Genomic DNA, 17,006 nt, shown 5'->3' with positions numbered 1-17,006 from the left:
TCAATCCTCCCAGTTCAGTTCGGCGTCGCCCAGCGTCGCCAGCATCGCATCGACCGCCGCGGGGTCGGCGGGGCGCGACCAGGCCGGGTTGCGGTCCTTGTCGATGATCTGGGCGCGCACGCCCTCGACGAAATCCGAATCGGCGGTGGCGCGGTGGGTAAAGCGGTATTCGCGCGACAGGCTGTCCTGCATCCGCTGGTCGCCGCGCGCCGCCCGCACCATCGCCAGCGTCGCCGCCATCGACAGGGGCGAGTTCCGGCGCATCGGCTTCAGCGCCTCGTCGTCGCCGGCCGCCTGCAGCGCCGCCATGATCTCGGCCACGCTGCGGCCGCCGAACGCCGACAGGTCGCGATCTTCCAGCGCGGCCGGGGGCGGGGTCCGCCCCTTCAGCACGCTGACGTCGCCGGTTTCGGCCAGCCGGTCCTTGGCCGCCGGCCATTCCGATTCCGGCAGATACAGATTGCCGAAACCCGCGTGGATCGCGTCGCCCGCGCCCATCCGCGCGCCGGTCAGGCCCAGATATTCGCCGATCCGGCCCGGCGCGCGCGACAAAAGCCAGGTGCCGCCCACGTCGGGGATCAGCCCGATGCCCGATTCCGGCATCGCCATCTGGGTGCTGTCGCCGACGACGCGGTGGCTGGCGTGGCCGCCGATGCCGACGCCACCGCCCATCACGAAGCCCTGCATGAAGGCGACGACCGGCTTGGGGTAATCCGCGATGGAGGCGTTCATGCGGTATTCGTCGGCAAAGAACCGTTGGCCGATGCCGTGATCGCCCGCGCGCCCGCCGTGATAGACGGCGGCAATGTCGCCCCCGGCGCAAAAGGCGCGGTCGCCCTCGGCGTCGATGATGACCAGCGCCACGGCGGGATCGTCGCGCCAGCCGTCCAGCGCGGCCTTGATATCGTTGGCCATGTCGTGGCTCAGCGCGTTCAGCGCGCCGGGCCGGGTCAGGGTGATGCGGCCGGCGCGGCGGTCGGTGCGGATCGACAGATCGGCCATCACGCGCGTTCCGCCAGCAGGGCGCGGCTGACGATCAGGCGCATGATCTCGTTCGTGCCTTCGAGGATCTGGTGGACGCGCAGGTCGCGGACGATCTTTTCGACGCCGTAATCCGCCAGATAGCCATAGCCGCCGTGCAGCTGCAGGCACTGGTTGGCGACGTCGAACGCGCGGTCGGTGACATACATCTTGGCCATCGCGCAGAACTTTGTCGCGTCCGGTGTCTTGTTGTCCAGCTTCCACGCGGCCTGCCGCAGGAAGACGCGGGCGGACTGCAGCGCGACCTCCATCTCGGCCAGCCTGAACTGCAGCGCCTGGAACTGGTCCAGCGTTTTGCCGAATGCCCGGCGCTCGCCCATATAGGCCAGCGTGCGGTCCAGCGCCCCCTGCGCGCCGCCCAGCGCGCCGGCCGCGATGTTCAGCCGCCCGCCGTCCAGACCGGCCATCGCATAGGTGAAACCGCGGCCTTCCTCGCCCAGCAGGTTGTCGGCGGGGATGGCGCAGTCGTCGAACTGGACCTGCGTCGTGGGCTGCGCCTGCCAGCCCATCTTGCGTTCCAGCGCCCCGAACGACAGGCCCGGCGCGCCCTCCTCGACCACGACGGTGGAAATGCCCTTGGGCCCGTCCTCGCCGGTGCGGACCATGCAGACATAGGCGTCGGAATAGCCCCCGCCCGAGATGAAGGCCTTGGTGCCGTTCAGCCGCCAGCCCTCGTTCGTGCGCTCGGCCCGCGTGCGCAGGGCGGCGGCGTCCGATCCGCTGCCGGGTTCGGTCAGGCAATAGGAAAACACCTTGTCCATGCTGCACAGGTCGGGCAGCCAGCGGGCCTTGTCCTCGGGCTTGCCGAACTTGTCGATCATGCCGCCGCACATGTTGTGGATGGACAGGAACGACCCTACGGCGGGATCGGCCATCGCCAGCGCCTCGAACACCAAGGTCGCGTCCAGCCGGGTCAGGCCGGAGCCGCCGTATTCCTCGGACACATAAAGGCCGCCGAACCCCAGCGCGGCGGCCTTGGGCCACAGCGCCTTGGGGATCGTGCCGGCGGCTTCCCATTCGTGGGAATGGGGCGCGATCTCGGACTGGCCGAAATCGCGGGCCATGTCGAAGATGGCCTGCTGTTCCTCGGACAAGGCGAAATCCATGCGCTCTCCCTTCGCGTGGCGGTCGGTGTCGGGGCTATCCGGTCAGTGTTGCATCACTGTTGCAGCGAAAGGGGCGCCCGGCCACGCCCCTTCTTCTTGGCCTGAAACTCCGGGGGTCCGGGGGCTGGCCCCCGGTCCTTGCGGTGATGTCAGTCCATCGCCTTGAAGTTGAAGGCCGCGCCTTCCTTGATCCCCGACGGCCAGCGCGAGGTCACGGTCTTGGTGCGGGTATAGAACCGGAAGGCGTCCGGCCCGTGCTGGTTCAGGTCGCCGAAGCCCGATTTTTTCCACCCGCCAAAGGTGAAATAGGCCAGCGGCACCGGGATCGGGACGTTGACGCCGATCATGCCCACGTTGACGCGGCTGGCAAAGTCGCGGGCGGTGTCGCCGTCGCGGGTAAAGATCGCCGTGCCGTTGCCGTATTCGTTGTCCATCGCCAGCTTCAGCGCGTCCTCATAGGACGCGGCGCGGACGGTGGACAGGACCGGGCCGAAGATCTCGGTCTTGTAGATGTCCATGTCGGGCGTCACGCGGTCGAACAGATGCGGGCCGACGAAGAACCCGTCCTCGTATCCCTGCAGGGCAAAGTCGCGGCCATCGACGACCAGCTCGGCCCCCTGCTCGACGCCGGTTTCCACCAGCCGCAGGATGTTTTCCCGCGCGGCCTTGGTCACCACGGGGCCATAGTCCACGTCGTTGCCCGCGGTCCACGGCCCGACCTTCAGCTTTTCGATGCGCGGCACCAGCTTTTCGATCAGCGCGTCGGCGGTCTTTTCGCCCACCGGAACGGCGACCGAAATCGCCATGCAGCGTTCGCCCGCCGCGCCGAAACCGGCGCCGACCAGCGCGTCGGCGGCCTGGTCCAGGTCGGCGTCGGGCATGATGATCATGTGGTTCTTGGCGCCGCCAAAGCACTGCGCCCGCTTGCCGGTCGCCGCCGCGCGTTCATAGATATACTGCGCGATGGGGGTCGAGCCGACGAAACCCACGGCCTGGATGACCTCGGAGTCGAGGATCGCGTCCACGGCCTCCTTGTCGCCGTGCACGACCTGCAGCACACCGTCGGGCAGCCCGGCCTCCTGGAACAGCGCGGCCAGCATGTTGGGGACGGTCGGGTCACGCTCGGACGGCTTCAGGATCACGGCGTTGCCCGATGCCAGCGCCGGGCCCAGTTTCCACAGCGGGATCATTGCCGGAAAGTTGAACGGCGTGATCGCGGCCACGACGCCCAGCGGCTGGCGCATCGAATACATGTCGATGCCGGGGCCGGCGGCGTCGATGAACTCGCCCTTCAGCTGGTGGGGCGCGCCGACCGAAAACTCGATGACCTCAAGCCCGCGCTGGATGTCGCCCTTGGCGTCGGGAAAGGTCTTGCCGTGTTCGGACGACAGCACCTCGGCCATCTTGTCCATGTCGCGGTTGATCAGGTCGACCATCTTCATCATCACCCGGGCGCGGCGCTGGGGGTTGGTCGCGCCCCATTTCACCTGCGCCTCGGCGGCGCGGGCGATGGCCGCGTCCATGTCGGCCTTGCTGGCCAGCGCGACCTTGGCCTGCACCTCGCCGGTGGCGGGGTTATAGACGTCGGCGGTGCGGCCCGACGTGCCCGCCGCTTCCTTGCCGTCGATCCAGTGGTTTACCTGACGCATCGCGATTCCTCCGCTTGGGCCCATGTTGCGGGCAATCTAGTCTTGCGAATACGCGGAATAAAGCGACGATGCCGCCAAAGCGTTTTGCGGAAATGCAAAGGGGGGCCGCGTGGACTGGGACGATCTGCGCGTCTTTCTGGCCGTCGCGCGCGAGGAATCGCTGTCCCGCGCGGGCCGCCGGCTGGGGATGGACGCGTCGACCGTGGGGCGGCGGGTGGCGCGGCTGGAAACCGCGCTGGGGCGGGTGCTGTTCGCCAAGACGCCGCAGGGCTATGCCGCGACCGCCGACGGCGCCGCGCTGATCCCCCACGCCGAGGCGGCCGAGGCCGCCGCCGCCGCCGCCGCCGAGGGCCCGGGCACCGCCGGGCTGACCGGCCAGCTGCGGATCGGCGCGCCGGACGGCTGCGCCAACTATGTCCTGCCGCAAATCTGCGCGCAGATGGTCGCCGATCATCCGGGGCTGGACATCCAGATCGTCGCGCTGCCCCGCGTGTTCAACCTGTCGCGGCGCGAGGCCGACATGGCCGTCGCCGTCAGCCGGCCCGACACCGGCCGGGCCGCGGTGCAAAGGATCACCGACTATCACCTGCACCTGGCCGGGCACGCCGATTACCTGGCCGGGCACCCGCCGATCCGGTCGCCTTCCGACCTGAAGGGGCACCGGATGATCGGCTATATCGCCGACATGATCTTTGACCGCGAACTGGACTATCTGACCGAGACGGGCGCCGACCGCGCGGTGCTGTCCTCGAACTCGGTCAGCGTCCAGATGCAGGCGATCCGCGCCGGGGCGGGACTGGGGATCGTGCATGATTTCGCCATCCCCTTCGCGCCCGGCGTCCGGCGCGTGCTGGCCCGCGACATCGCGCTGACCCGGTCGTTCTGGCTGATCCGCCACGCCGACGACCGCCGGTCGGACCGCCTGACCCGGCTGGCCGACGCCGTGGCCGCGGGCATCCGGCGCGAGGTCGCGCGGCTGGAGCTGCTGGCGGGTGCGACCGATCCGCCGCCCGGCGATGGTCGCACTTGACGCTGGCCCGCGCCGCGGCAACGCTGGCGGGAACGGATGCGATTGGGGGAATGGCAGATGATCGTCAAACAGATTCTCGCGATGAAGACCGGCCCCGAGACACTGGTGACGGTGACGCCCGACAGCTTTGTCGCCGACGCCGTGCGGCTGCTGGCGGAACGCCGGATCGGCGCGGTGGTCGTCTCGACCGACGGCAAGACCCCGGACGGCATCCTGTCGGAACGCGACATCGTGCGCGAACTGGGCCGGTCGGGCGCCGAGGTGATGGGCCGCAAGGTCAGCGAGATGATGACCCGCAAGGTGTCCACCTGCGTCTGCGCCGAGGACGCGCTGACCGTGCTGCAGCGCATGACCGACGGCCGGTTCCGCCACCTGCCGGTGGTGGACGACCACGGGCAGATGCTGGGCGTGGTGTCCATCGGCGACGCGGTCTCGGCCCGGCTGAAAGAGCTTTCGGCCGAGAAAGAGGCGCTGACCGGCATGATCATGGGCAACTGACCGGATTTGCGGCCGCGCGGCGCTTGCCAATCGCGCGGTTTCCGGCTTTCCGTATGACATCGCCGTGAACGGAGCCGCCCATGCGCATCGGCCTATACCCTGGCACCTTTGACCCGGTCACGCTGGGACATGTGGACATCATCCAGCGGGCGATGGCGCTGGTGGACCGGCTGGTGATCGGCGTGGCGATCAACCGCGACAAGGGCCCGACCTTTACCCTGGAACAGCGCGTCGCGATGGTCGAGGCGGAATGCCAGGCCATCGTGCAGAAAACCGGGGGCGAGATCGTCGTCCACCCGTTCGAGAATCTGCTCATCGACGCCGCCCGCGACGTCAACGCGGGCATCATCGTGCGCGGCCTGCGGGCGGTGGCGGATTTCGAATACGAGTTCCAGATGGTCGGCATGAACCGGGCGCTGGATTCCAGCGTGGAAACCGTGTTCCTGATGGCCGACGCCCGCCGGCAGGCCATCGCGTCCAAGCTGGTCAAGGAAATCGCCCGGCTGGGCGGCGACGTGTCCAAGTTCGTGACGCCGGCGGTGAACGCGGCGCTGCGCGACCGTTACGCCCAGCCGGGCGCGCAAGGCTGAGGCCGGCCACAGGCGGGCGCGGCCAGGGACACACGGCCACCACAGGAGAGACAGCGATGACCCATCCCGCCGACCCGGTGCCGCGTCCGCATCCGCTGCCCGACCCGACCCGCCCGCCGTTGCCCGACCCGATGCCCGACCCCGGACCGGGCGATGGGCCGGCCCACCGGGCGGGTCACGGGGCGGGCCACAGGGCGGCCGACGAGATTCCGCCCCCCGCGCTGATCGGCTTTGACGCCATCGGCGGCGCGCTGCGCGACGGCTGGCGCGATTTCCGCCGCGCGCCGGGGTTCGGGCTGTTCTTCTCGGCCTTTTACGTCGCGGGCGGGCTGGTGCTGTCGGCGGTCGCGCTCGCCGCCGGGCAGGAATGGTGGCTGATCCCCTTTGTCGTGGGCTTTCCGCTGATCGCCCCCTTCGCCGCCGTCGGCCTCTACGAGGTCAGCCGCCGGATCGAGGCCGGCGAGGCGCTGGACTGGCTGTCCGTCATGGGCGTCGTCTTCGGGCAAAAGGACCGGCAGGTGCCGTCGATGGCGATGGTGATCCTGCTGATGTTCATGTTCTGGGTGTTCGTGGCGCACACGATCTTCGCGCTGTTCATGGGGGTGCAGGCGCTGACCAACATCACCTCGTCCCCCGAACTGCTGTTGCAGGGGCGGGGGCTGGCGATGCTGGCGGTCGGCACGGCGATCGGCGCGGGCTTTGCGGCGGTGCTGTTTGCGATGACTGTCGCCGGGCTGCCGCTGATCCTCGACCGCGAGGTCGATTTCATCAGCGCCATCATCGCCAGCGTCGGCGCGGTCGCGGCGAACCTTGCCGTGGCGCTGGCCTGGGCGGTCGTGGTGGCGCTGCTGCTGTTCGCGGCCATCACGCCGCTGTTTCTGGGGCTGTTCGTCGCGCTGCCGGTGCTGGGCCACGCAAGCTGGCACATGTATCGCCGCCTGATCCCCGACTGGGACTGAGGCGGGCCGCACCCGCGCGGGCGGTCACAAGGCAGCGCGCAATGTTTTGCAAGCGGGATGGCCGGTCCCTGCCGGTGGGGCGTCCCGAAGGCCGGAACAGAGTTCCGGCGGGATGCCCTGAAAACCCGAGCCATGCGCCGCTGCGGCCCTAAGAAAACCAGAACGGCGCCCCGGTGGGACGCCGCGCGAGCTGCCGGGGCGGCGCGATCACTCGGTCTTGGGCGCGGCCGGGCTGGGCGGCGCCAGCTTGGGGGTCACGCCATTGCCCAGCGGGTCTTCCTGGCGCTGGACCGATCCTTCGAAATGCGCGCCGGATTCAATGGCGATGGTTTTGTGGACGATGTCGCCCTCGACCCGCGCGGTGGCCGACAGGCGCACCTTGAGGCCGCGGACGCGGCCCACGACGCGGCCGTTCACGATGATCTCGTCGGCCACGATCTCGCCGCGGATCGTCGCGCTTTCACCGACGGTCAGCTGGTGGGCGCGGATGTCGCCCTCGACCGTGCCCTCGATCTGGGCGTCGCCCTGGGTGGTGATGTTGCCCTTGACGGTCAGGTCGGACGACAGGACCGACGGACCCGACCGGGTGCGCAGCTGCTGTTGCGGGGGGTGGTCATAGTGGTGGTCCATTGCGGGGCGGTTCAGATCGGTCTCTGGGCTGGGGCTGCGCGGGCCAGGTTCGGTGACACGGGTCTTAGAAAACATTCTGTGCGGCCTTGATGAAGCTCATGGGATCGACGGCGCGACCTTTGACCCGCACTTCATAGTGCAGATGCGGGCCGGTCGATCTGCCGGTGTTGCCCATAGCACCGATCAGGCTGTTGCGCGACACCTTTTGCCCGACCTTGACCCCGATTTTGGACAGGTGGCCATAGCGGGTTTCGGTGCCCAAAGCGTGCTGGATCTTGATCAGATTGCCATAGCCGCGCTGCCAGCCGGCATAGGTCACGACGCCGTCGCCGGTCGAATAGATCGGCGTGCCGACGGGGCCGGCCATGTCGATCCCCTCGTGCGCGCGGCCCCAGCGGCGGCCGAAATCCGACGAATAGCGGAAGGCCGATTTCACCGGCATCGCCAGCGGCAGCTTGCTGACGGCGATGCGGTATTTGTTGACGTCGCCCAGCGAGACCATGACCTCGTTCGCCCGCGCCTCGGATTCCGAGATGGCGGCGTTCCCGCGCGATGAATAGCCCATCGGCGTCAGCGGACCGCCCTGGCCGGAATAGCCCTCGCGCACGGTCGCCAGCAGCTTGTCGCCGTCGATGCCGACCTTGCGGAACATGTCGTCCAGCGGCTTGACCGACATCTCGACCGCATCCTCGAGCTGGGCGAAGATTTCCTCGTTGCGGGCGACGATGGCGTCGCGTTCGACGGCCAGCGCCTGGGCGGTGCGCTGCGCCTCGGCGGCCTTGGCCTGCGCCGCGGTGCGTTCGGCGGCGGCGGACTGCAGCTCGCCCGACAGGATGTCCAGCGCGACGGAAAACTCCTGCGCGCGCTCGGCCTGGGGCAGGGTTTCGGTGGCGACGGTTTCCTCGGTCAGGGCCAGCTGGCGCTGCGCCGCGTCGCGGTCGGCCATCGCGTCGTGCAGCGAGGCCTGGATCGCGCCGATGCCCGATTCCAGCTCGCGCCGGCGTTCTTCCGAGGTCAGCAGCTGCGACTGCATTTGCGACACCTGGGCCAGCGCCACGCCGAACCGGTGCTGCGCCGCCGCGGCCTCGGCCGCGCGGGCGTCGCGTTCGGCCGACAGTTCCGCCAGCCGCTGCTCGAACGCGGCCTGAGAGGATTGCGCCTGATCGCGCGACGATCCCAGGCCGGCCGCGTCGATCGCCAGGATCGAGCTGGCGATGACGGTCCAGCCCAGCACCAGCCCGCCGCCGACCCACGCCAGCGCGCGCGTGCCGGACCGCAACCGGGCGGGGCGGGCGCCGGGGCGCTGTTCCGGCGCGGATTGCCCGGAAACGGAGGACATGCGGTTCGCAAGATGGCGCGGCACTGGGGTTCTCCATTCCTGGGGAAACCGGGGACGAAACCCGGCAAAGTCACGGGGTGGTTACGGGAAAGCGTGGCCGTCCTGCAACATGGCTGATCCTTTTCGGGGGTGGTGTCGGCGGAACCCCGCCGCGGCTGGCAGAAACCTGCCGGCCGGCGGGAACCCGCGACCTCGCGCCGCATTGCCGCGCATCCGGTCAGCCGATGGCATAGGGCAGCGGCCCCTGCCGGTCGCGGGGCACCACGATGTCGCGGTCGATGGGCGGCACGGACCGTTGGTGGCAATCGGCGCGCGGGCAGATGCGGCACGAAATCCCGATCTGTTCATAGGAGTGCGGATTCCCCGGGTCCAGCCCGTCGGCATAGACCATGTCGCGGGCGTGGGTGATCTCGCACCCCAGGCAGATGGCAAAGCGGCGGATGGGCGCGCGGAACTGCCCCGCGGGCTTGGCCACCTCGCGCGAGAGGCACAGATAGCGCACGCCGTCGGGCGTCTGGGCCAGCTGGCGCAGGAACCGGCCCGGCGTCTGGAACGCCTGGTGGACGTTCCACAGCGGGCAGGCCCCGCCAAAGCGCGCGAACTGCAGCCGCGTGGCGGAATGGCGCTTGGTGATCGTGCCGGCCTGATCGACGCGGACGAAAAAGAACGGCACGCCCTTTTCGCCGGGGCGCTGCAGGGTGGACAGCCGGTGCGCGACCTGTTCCAGCGACGCGCCGAACAGATGCGCCAGCCGTTCCAGGTCGTGGCGTTCCGCCCGCGCCGCGGCAAGGAACGCGCGATAGGGCAGCAGCGCCGCCCCGGCAAAGGAATTGGCCAGCCCCACCCGCGCGATGTCGCGGGCGGCCTGGCTGCGGAACCGTCCCAGGTCCAGCGTCGCGTCCAGCAGGTCGCCGCGGGTCTCGCGCGCGACAAGGTTCAGCAGCTGGAACACCTGGCTGGCGTGTTCGGCGGATACGTTCAGGGTCAGCCGGTTGCCGTCGCGGCGAAACACCGCGCCCGGCGGCAGTTCGGCGCGGTCGACCGTGATTCCGCGCGACGACAGCGCGGCCAGCGCGCGGGCCATCGGGTCGGCGCGCTTGCCGTCGGGGCAGGCAAAGCGTTCCGCGGCACGGTCCACCGCGTCGATATAGTTGTCGCAGTAATGGAAAAAGTCGCGCACCTCCTCCCACGGAGAGGTCAGGGCGTTCTGGCCGGTGGCCCCCAGCGCCTCGTCCAGCGCGGCAAGGCGGTCCTGCCCCTCGCGGTGGGCGCGATACAGGTCCAGAAAGGCGCGGGCCAGCGACGGCGTGTTGGACGCGGCCAGCCGCAGGTCGGCCAGCGGCGTCGGCGCGTCGAACAGGGGGTCCGCCAGCGCCTCGGCCATGTCCAGCACCATGCGGTCGGCGTCGCCCGCCGCCATCGCGCCGACGTCCACCGCGAACTCTGACGCCAGCCGCAGCAGCACCCCGGCCGACACTGGCCGGTGGTTGTTTTCCATCTGGCTGAGATAGGGCAGCGAGACGCCCAGCCGGTCGGCGAACAGCCGCTGCGTCAGGCCGTGGCGGCTGCGCGTTTCGCGCAGCGCCGCGCCGGCATAGATCTTGTGGGTGGCCATCGCGGGTCCATTGGCTGCCAGGGCCGGGGATAGCGTTTGCAAAGCCGCCATTGCAAGCGCGCAAAGGACGCAGGTCAGCAACAGGGTCAGGGCGAATCGGCGGCTCATGCCCCGACCCTGGAGCAAAGCCGCAAAGATCCGGTTAACGCGCCTGCATCAGGGCCAGCACGCCCGCCAGCGACCCCACCGCCGACAGCAGCATGATGACCAGCAGCGGCGCGGCCCCCGCGCCCGGCACCAGCAGCGCCCCGGCCAGCGCCGCCAGCGCGGCGCCCCCCGCCACCGCCATCGCGCCCCCCAGACCGCTGGCGGTGCCGGCGAGTTCGGGGCGCACGCTCATCATGCCGGCGTTGGCGTTGGGCAGGACCATGCCGTTGCCGAGACCCGTGACGGCGACGGCGCCGAAGAACATCAGCGGGTGGTGCAGCCCGGCCAGATCGGCCGTCAGCGCGACGGCCAGCGCCGCCACGGTCAGGATCGCGCCCCACAGGATCATCCGGTTCATGCCGATCTTCATCGACCAGCGCCCCGAGATGAAGTTCCCGGCCAGATAGCCGATGGACGGCGCGGCGAACCAGTATCCGACCTCGGCCGGGCGCAGGTGGAACACCGTCTCGCCGACAAAGGGCGCGCCGCCCAGATAGGCGAAGAACGCCCCCGAGGCGAGCGTCGCCGCCGCGGCATAGCCCCAGAACCGCCCCGACCGCGCCAGCGCCGGATAGTTGCGGATCTGCGCGGCCATCGGCAGGCCGCCGCCGCGCGCGGTCTCGCCCATGTCGGCCCACGCCAGCGCCATGACCGCGGCCCCGGCAATCGCCAGCATCGAGAAATTGGCCCGCCAGCCGAACGCCTCGTCCAGGATGCCGCCCAGGACCGGGGCCAGCATGGGGATGACCGACATCCCCATCGTGACATAGCCGATGCGGCTGGCGGCCGCGTCGCCCGCGACCATGTCGCGCACGACCGCGCGCGACAGCACCATGCCCGTGGCGATGGCCGACTGGATCATGCGAAAGAACAGGAACCAGCCGGCGGTCGGCGCGGCCCAGGTGCCGACGCTGGACACAAGAAAGATCGCCAGCGCCCCCAGCATCACCGGCCGGCGGCCGAAACGGTCGCTGATCGGCCCGGCCAGCAGCTGCACCACAGCAGCGCCCGCCAGATAGGCCGACACCGACAGCTGCATCAGACCGTAATCGACGCCGAAATCCCGCGCCATGCCGGGCAGCGAGGGCAGGAACACGTTCATCGACAGCGCGCCCAGACCCCCCAGCGCGACCAGCGTCAGGATGTGCGGCGGCGTCCTAGCCCCAGTCGTGAAAGACAAACCAAGCCCCCGCACAGATCAGCGCGAAGCCCACGCCATGTTGCCAGCCCAGCTTTTCACCAAGATAAAGCCATGAAAACCCGGCAAAGACGGTCAGGCTGATGACTTCCTGAATGGTTTTCAGCTGGGCGGCGCTGAAATGCCCGTGGCCGGCGCGGTTGGCGGGCACCTGCAGGGCGTATTCCGGCAGCGCGATTAGCCAGCTGACCGCGATGACCAGCACCAGCGGCGCGGCCTTGAACCGCAGATGGCCATACCACGCCAGCGTCATGAACAGGTTCGACAGGACCAGCAGCCCGACGGTGACGACCGGAACCGGCAGGCTCAGCCCCATTGCTGCACGTGATGGCGCACAAGGTTGCCAAACCGGGTAAAGCGGCCCTCGAAGCTCAGCTCGACGGTGCCGATGGGGCCGTGGCGCTGCTTGCCGATGATGACCTCGGCCTTGCCGTGGGCCTGCTCCATCCGGCTCTGCCACTCGGCCATCTTGTCCAGCTCGTGGTCGCCCGGCTTCTTGCGTTCCTCGTAGTATTCCTCGCGATAGACGAACATCACGATGTCGGCGTCCTGCTCGATGGACCCGGATTCGCGCAGGTCGGACAACTGCGGGCGCTTGTCCTCGCGGTTCTCGACCTGGCGGGACAGCTGCGACAGGGCGATGACGGGGATGTTCAGTTCCTTGGCCACGGCCTTGAGGCCTTGGGTGATCTCGGACACCTCGTTCACGCGGCTGTCCTTGGCCGACGCGGCGCGCAGCAGTTGCAGATAGTCCACGATCAGCACGTCCAGGCCCATCGTCCGTTTCAGCTTGCGGGCGCGGGCGGCCAGCTGGTTGATCGGCAGCGCGGGGGTGTCGTCGATATACAGCGGGCAGTTCTGCAAATCGTTGGCGGCCTGGACAAAGCGGCGGAACTCCTCCTCGCTCATGTCGCCGCGGCGGATCATCTCGCTGGGCACCTCGGACGCCTCGGACAGGATGCGGGCGGCCAGCTGTTCGGAGGACATTTCCAGCGAAAAGAACCCGACCACGCCGCCATCGACGGTGCCGCGGCTGCCGTCGGGCAGGTCGCCCATCCGGTGCGCCTTGGCGACGTTAAAGGCGATGTTGGTGGCCAGCGAGGTTTTCCCCATCGACGGACGCCCGGCCAGGATCAGCAGGTCGGACTTGTTCAGCCCGCCCAGCTTGGCGTCCAGATCGACGAGACCGGTCGAGATGCCTGACAGCCCGCCGTCACGCGCATAGGCGGCGTTGGCGGCCTGAACCGCGCCGGTGACGGCCTGCAGGAACGACTGGAATCCGCGTTCCGCGACGCCCTGCTCGCCCAGCTTGTACAGCGTCTGCTCGGCGACCTTGATCTGTTCCTCGGCGTCGTCGTCGATGGCGACGGTGGCCGCGCGCGCGGCGATGTCGTGGCCCAGCGTGATCAGTTCGCGCCGCATGGCGAACTCGCGGATCATCCGGGCATAGTCGCGCGCCGCATAGGACGACACCGCCGCCCCCGCCAGCCGCGCCAGATAGGCCGGACCGCCCAGTTCCTTCAGCCCGGCGTCATGTTCCATGAACGCCTTGATCGTCACCGGGCTGGCCAGCGCGTTGCGGGTGATGCGCTCGGCGCACAGGTCAAAGATGCGGCGATGCACCGGGTCATAGAAATGCTCGCCCCGGATCAGCCGCGTGACGCTGTCGAACACGTCGTTGTTGGTCAGCAGCGCGCCCAGCAGCTGCTGTTCGGCCTCGATCGAGAAAGGGACGGCGGGGGTATCCATGTCCTCTGCCGCCGCCGGCCGGCGTTCGAGCGCGCGGAGTTCGGTCATCGCGATGTCCTTGAATCAGATGCGGCGGGTTATCTCATGCCGGGCCGCACGGGTCCACGACCCACCGCCGGATGCGGTGCTTTTTGCTGGGGGCGGCGCGGTGGAACGCCGCCCGGCAAAGCTGTGGACAGGCTGTGGATAATCAGGGATGCGCCGCCTGCCAGCCGCGGGGATCGTTCAGGAAAGCCTCGACTTCGGCGATGGTCGCGCTGTCGAACGACCCTTGCGCCTTGGCCTCGGCCAGCACGTCCCACCAGCTGCACAGGTGATGCAGCGCGACACCGTGGTCAGCCAGACGCTGCGTCGTTTCGGGGAAGATGCCGTAATAGAAGATCACCGCCGTATGCGCGCAGGTGGCCCCCGTCTCGCGGATGGCATCGACGAAGGACAGCTTGGACCCGCCGTCGGTGGTCAGATCCTCGACCAGCAGGACGCGCTGGCCCTCGGTCATCGCCCCTTCGATCCGGGCGTTGCGGCCGTAGCCCTTGGGTTTCTTGCGCACATAGGTCATCGGCAGGCCCAGGCGTTCGGCCACCATCGCGGCGAATGGGATGCCCGCCGTCTCGCCGCCCGCGATGTTGTCGAACGCCTCGAACCCCGCGTCGCGGCAGACGGTCGCGGCCATGAAATCCATCAGCGTGCCCCGGATGCGGGGATATGAGATCAGCTTGCGGCAGTCGATATAGGTCGGCCCCTTCAGCCCCGAGGCATAGGTGAACGGATCGGCCGAGAAATGCACCGCCTTGATTTCCAGCAGCATCCGTGCCGTCAGGCGGGCGATTTCGTCGGCGGTCGGGAAGGTCAGGGTCATGCGGCATCCTCGACGTGCCAGTGGATGGGAAAGCCGGGGTCGAAAACCGTGACCGTCTCGCCGCCCGCATCGATGCGAGGGGGCCAGGTCGCGGGTTCGTCGCGGCGGGTCAGGGTGATGCTGTCGCTGTTCGCAGGCAGGCCATAGAACGCGGCGCCGTTCAGGCTGGTGAAGCCCTCCAGCCGGTCCAGCGCGCCCGCCTGCTCGAACACATGGGCGCAGATTTCCAGCCAGTTCGGCGCGGTGAAACAGCCCGCGCAGCCGCAGGCGCTTTCCTTCGCGTGGTCGGGGTGGGGGGCGCTGTCGGTCCCGGCAAAGAACCGCGCGTCGCCCCCGGTCGCGGCCTGAACCAGCGCCAGCCGGTGGGTTTCCCGCTTGGCGACCGGCAGGCAGTAATAATGCGGCCGGATGCCGCCCGCCAGGATGTGGTTGCGGTTGATGACCAGGTGATGGGCGGTGATCGTGCCGCCGATGTCGCCGCCCGCCTGGACGTAATCGACGCCGTCCCGCGTGGTGATGTGTTCCATGATGACCCGCAGTCCCGGCGTGGCCCGCCGCACCGGGTCCAGCACGCGGTCGATGAACACCGCCTCGCGGTCGAAGATGTCCACCGCAGGGTCCGTCACCTCGCCGTGGACGCACAGCGGGATGCGGGCCTCGGCCATCGCCTCGAACACCGGGCGGACGCGGTCGAAATCGCGCACGCCGCTGTCCGAGTTCGTGGTCGCGCCCGCCGGATACAGCTTGACGGCGGCGATGATGCCGGCGGCATGGGCGGCCACGACATCGGCGGGGTCGGTCGTTTCGGTCAGATACAGCGTCATCAGCGGACGCAACATCGCATTCGCGGGCAGGGCGGCGGTGATGCGGTCGCGATAGGCCGCGGCCTGCGCCCCTGTGACGACCGGCGGCACAAGGTTCGGCATGATGATGGCGCGGCCCAGCCGGGCCGACCAGGGGGCCACCGCGGCCAGCATTTTCTGGTCGCGCAGGTGCAGGTGAAAGTCGTCGGGGCGCGCGATCGTCAACTTTTTGGTCATCAGATGCATCTATAGCAGCCCTTGGACGTTAGCCAGCGCGGACCCGTCGAACCGGGGCCGTATCCAGCCCAAGGCAGGGGTTGCCATTCCCCGGCCCGCGGGTGCAGCACATGGCTCTGCATCGCAGCAGAACTGCGAAAGGGACGAAGGAATGAACAACATGCTGTGTGACCCCGCCGCCTCGATGAAGCTGTGGGGCGATGTCATGCGAATGACGTGCGAGGCGCAGTACGTCATGGGCGTGCGGATGGCCGGGATGATGGGGATGATGCCGCAGCGCCAGGGCGAGAATCTGCGCATGGTCGTGGAAAAGGGCGACGCGGCGCGGGAATCCTTTGGCGCGGCGTTCCGGTCGGCGGCGCTGGGGTCGCGCGCGGACGAGGTGCTGGCGGCGGCGCTGAAGCCTTATGGCCGCCGCACCCGGGTCAACGCCCGCAGGCTCAGCCGCTCGGCCTGAAGGGCGCCGAACAGGCCCGGCAAGGCGCCGGGCCTGTGGCTGGGTCGGTTCAGATCAGCTTGCCCATGACGACGGCCGTGTCGGACATGCGGTTCGAGAAGCCCCACTCGTTGTCATACCAGGTCAGGATGCGGCACATCCGGCCGCCCATGACCTTGGTCTGGTCCATGTGGAAGATCGAGCTGCGCGGGTCGTGGTTGAAGTCGATCGAGACCAGGCTTTCCTCGGTATAGCCCAGGATGCCCTGCAGCGGCCCGGCGTCGGCGGCAGCGCGGATCGCGGCCTGGATCTCCTCGACCGAGGTGTCGCGGGCCGCCTCGAACGTCAGGTCCACGACCGACACGTTCGGCGTCGGCACGCGGATCGCCACGCCGTCCAGCCTGCCCTTCAGCTCTGGCAGCACCAGCCCGACCGCCTTGGCCGCCCCGGTCGAGGTCGGGATCATCGACAGCGCCGCGGCGCGGGCGCGATACAAATCCTTGTGCATCGTGTCCAGCGTCGGCTGGTCGCCGGTATAGCTGTGGATCGTGGTCATGAAACCCTTGGCGATGCCGATCGTGTCGTTCAGCACCTTGGCCACCGGCGACAGGCAGTTCGTCGTGCAGGACGCGTTCGACACGACGTGGTCTTCCGATTCCAGCGTGTCGTGATTGACGCCATAGACGACGGTCTTCAGCGCGCGATCCGTGGACCATTCGCCCGACACCGGCGCCGAGACCAGCACCCGCCTGGACCCGTTCTGCAGGTGGATCGCGGCCTTGGCCCCGTCGGTGAAGATGCCGGTGCATTCCATCGCGACGTCCACGTCGCCCCACGGCAGCTTGGCCGGGTCGCGTTCGGCGGTGACGCGGATCGGGCCGCGGCCCACGTCGATGCTGTCGGCGGTGGTCGTCACCTGCGCCGGAAAGCGGCCGTGCACGCTGTCATAGCGCAGCAGATGGGCGTTCGTCTCGACCGGACCCAGGTCGTTGATCGCCACCACCTCGATATCGGTCCGCCCGGATTCGACAATCGCCCGCAGCACGTTGCGCCCGATCCGGCCGAAACCGTTGATTGCCACCTTTACAGCCATGAAAACCTCCAACCGCTGGTTATCCGC

General features: G+C 68.9%; 17 protein-coding genes. 5 read left to right on the top strand and 12 right to left on the bottom strand.

Annotated elements, in window-relative coordinates:
* From EPA64_RS10865 to EPA64_RS10855, 3 genes are all read right to left on the bottom strand, one after another.
* A complete protein-coding gene (locus tag EPA64_RS10865; RefSeq protein WP_134726379.1) occupies positions 1–1,002 on the bottom strand; it encodes an enoyl-CoA hydratase/isomerase family protein in 1,002 nt (333 codons plus the stop codon).
* Positions 1,002–2,147: an acyl-CoA dehydrogenase family protein gene (locus EPA64_RS10860; RefSeq protein ID WP_134726378.1), complete on the bottom strand. Its 1,146-nt coding sequence runs from the start codon at positions 2,145–2,147 to the stop codon at positions 1,002–1,004. Before EPA64_RS10860 ends, EPA64_RS10865 begins: the two co-directional genes overlap by 1 nt.
* 149 nt (positions 2,148–2,296) lie before the next feature.
* Complete coding sequence (locus tag EPA64_RS10855) at positions 2,297–3,796, bottom strand: CoA-acylating methylmalonate-semialdehyde dehydrogenase (RefSeq protein WP_134726377.1); 1,500 nt, start codon at positions 3,794–3,796, stop codon at positions 2,297–2,299.
* A gap of 109 nt (positions 3,797–3,905) precedes the next feature.
* Here EPA64_RS10855 and EPA64_RS10850 point away from each other — a divergent pair, with 109 nt between their 5' ends.
* The 4 genes from EPA64_RS10850 to EPA64_RS10835 all read left to right on the top strand — a co-directional run bounded on the left by EPA64_RS10850 (position 3,906) and on the right by EPA64_RS10835 (position 6,873).
* On the top strand, positions 3,906–4,826 hold the full coding sequence (locus tag EPA64_RS10850) for a LysR family transcriptional regulator (protein WP_134726376.1): 921 nt from the start codon (positions 3,906–3,908) through the stop codon (positions 4,824–4,826).
* Positions 4,827–4,883: 57 nt separating this feature from the next.
* A complete protein-coding gene (locus tag EPA64_RS10845; protein ID WP_134726375.1) occupies positions 4,884–5,324 on the top strand; it encodes a CBS domain-containing protein in 441 nt (146 codons plus the stop codon).
* Positions 5,325–5,404: 80 nt separating this feature from the next.
* Positions 5,405–5,914: a pantetheine-phosphate adenylyltransferase gene (gene coaD, locus EPA64_RS10840; protein WP_134726374.1), complete on the top strand. Its 510-nt coding sequence runs from the start codon at positions 5,405–5,407 to the stop codon at positions 5,912–5,914.
* A 56-nt stretch (positions 5,915–5,970) separates the two neighbouring features.
* Positions 5,971–6,873, top strand: coding sequence for a DUF2189 domain-containing protein (locus EPA64_RS10835; RefSeq protein ID WP_134726373.1), 903 nt, complete (start codon positions 5,971–5,973; stop codon positions 6,871–6,873).
* Positions 6,874–7,080: 207 nt separating this feature from the next.
* On the opposite strand, the gene EPA64_RS10830 is transcribed toward EPA64_RS10835, so the two are convergent.
* The 8 genes from EPA64_RS10830 to pyrC form a co-directional block, all read right to left on the bottom strand.
* Positions 7,081–7,503, bottom strand: coding sequence for a bactofilin family protein (locus EPA64_RS10830; RefSeq protein WP_425467028.1), 423 nt, complete (start codon positions 7,501–7,503; stop codon positions 7,081–7,083).
* Positions 7,504–7,567: 64 nt separating this feature from the next.
* The gene (locus tag EPA64_RS10825) at positions 7,568–8,842 is read right to left on the bottom strand and encodes a DUF5930 domain-containing protein (RefSeq protein ID WP_134726371.1); all 1,275 of its coding nucleotides are present in this window, start codon (positions 8,840–8,842) and stop codon (positions 7,568–7,570) included.
* Positions 8,843–9,059: 217 nt separating this feature from the next.
* Complete coding sequence (locus EPA64_RS10820) at positions 9,060–10,457, bottom strand: helix-turn-helix domain-containing protein (protein ID WP_134726370.1); 1,398 nt, start codon at positions 10,455–10,457, stop codon at positions 9,060–9,062.
* A 142-nt stretch (positions 10,458–10,599) separates the two neighbouring features.
* On the bottom strand, positions 10,600–11,784 hold the full coding sequence (locus EPA64_RS10815) for a multidrug effflux MFS transporter (RefSeq protein ID WP_246026720.1): 1,185 nt from the start codon (positions 11,782–11,784) through the stop codon (positions 10,600–10,602).
* Positions 11,762–12,118 carry a DMT family protein gene (locus EPA64_RS10810; protein WP_134726369.1) on the bottom strand — a complete coding sequence of 119 codons (357 nt, stop codon included), beginning with the start codon at positions 12,116–12,118 and terminating at the stop codon, positions 11,762–11,764. The genes EPA64_RS10815 and EPA64_RS10810 overlap by 23 nt, the downstream gene beginning before the upstream one ends.
* On the bottom strand, positions 12,109–13,599 hold the full coding sequence (locus EPA64_RS10805; protein WP_134726368.1) for a replicative DNA helicase: 1,491 nt from the start codon (positions 13,597–13,599) through the stop codon (positions 12,109–12,111). Before EPA64_RS10805 ends, EPA64_RS10810 begins: the two co-directional genes overlap by 10 nt.
* A gap of 142 nt (positions 13,600–13,741) precedes the next feature.
* Entirely contained in the window at positions 13,742–14,410 is a 669-nt protein-coding gene (locus tag EPA64_RS10800; protein ID WP_134726367.1) for an orotate phosphoribosyltransferase, read from the bottom strand.
* Positions 14,407–15,450: a dihydroorotase gene (gene pyrC / locus EPA64_RS10795; protein WP_134726366.1), complete on the bottom strand. Its 1,044-nt coding sequence runs from the start codon at positions 15,448–15,450 to the stop codon at positions 14,407–14,409. Before pyrC ends, EPA64_RS10800 begins: the two co-directional genes overlap by 4 nt.
* Positions 15,451–15,601: 151 nt before the next feature.
* Between pyrC and EPA64_RS10790 the strand changes: the two genes are divergently transcribed.
* On the top strand, positions 15,602–15,907 hold the full coding sequence (locus EPA64_RS10790) for an antibiotic ABC transporter (RefSeq protein ID WP_134726365.1): 306 nt from the start codon (positions 15,602–15,604) through the stop codon (positions 15,905–15,907).
* A 49-nt stretch (positions 15,908–15,956) separates the two neighbouring features.
* On the opposite strand, the gene gap is transcribed toward EPA64_RS10790, so the two are convergent.
* Entirely contained in the window at positions 15,957–16,979 is a 1,023-nt protein-coding gene (gene gap / locus EPA64_RS10785; RefSeq protein WP_134726364.1) for a type I glyceraldehyde-3-phosphate dehydrogenase, read from the bottom strand.
* Positions 16,980–17,006: the final 27 nt, after the last annotated feature.

Origin of the sequence: Paracoccus luteus, assembly GCF_004522155.1 — a bacterium.
Lineage (GTDB): Bacteria > Pseudomonadota > Alphaproteobacteria > Rhodobacterales > Rhodobacteraceae > Paracoccus > Paracoccus luteus.
Note: the sequence above shows the minus strand (reverse complement) of the source record. Positions and strands in the feature narration are given on the sequence as shown.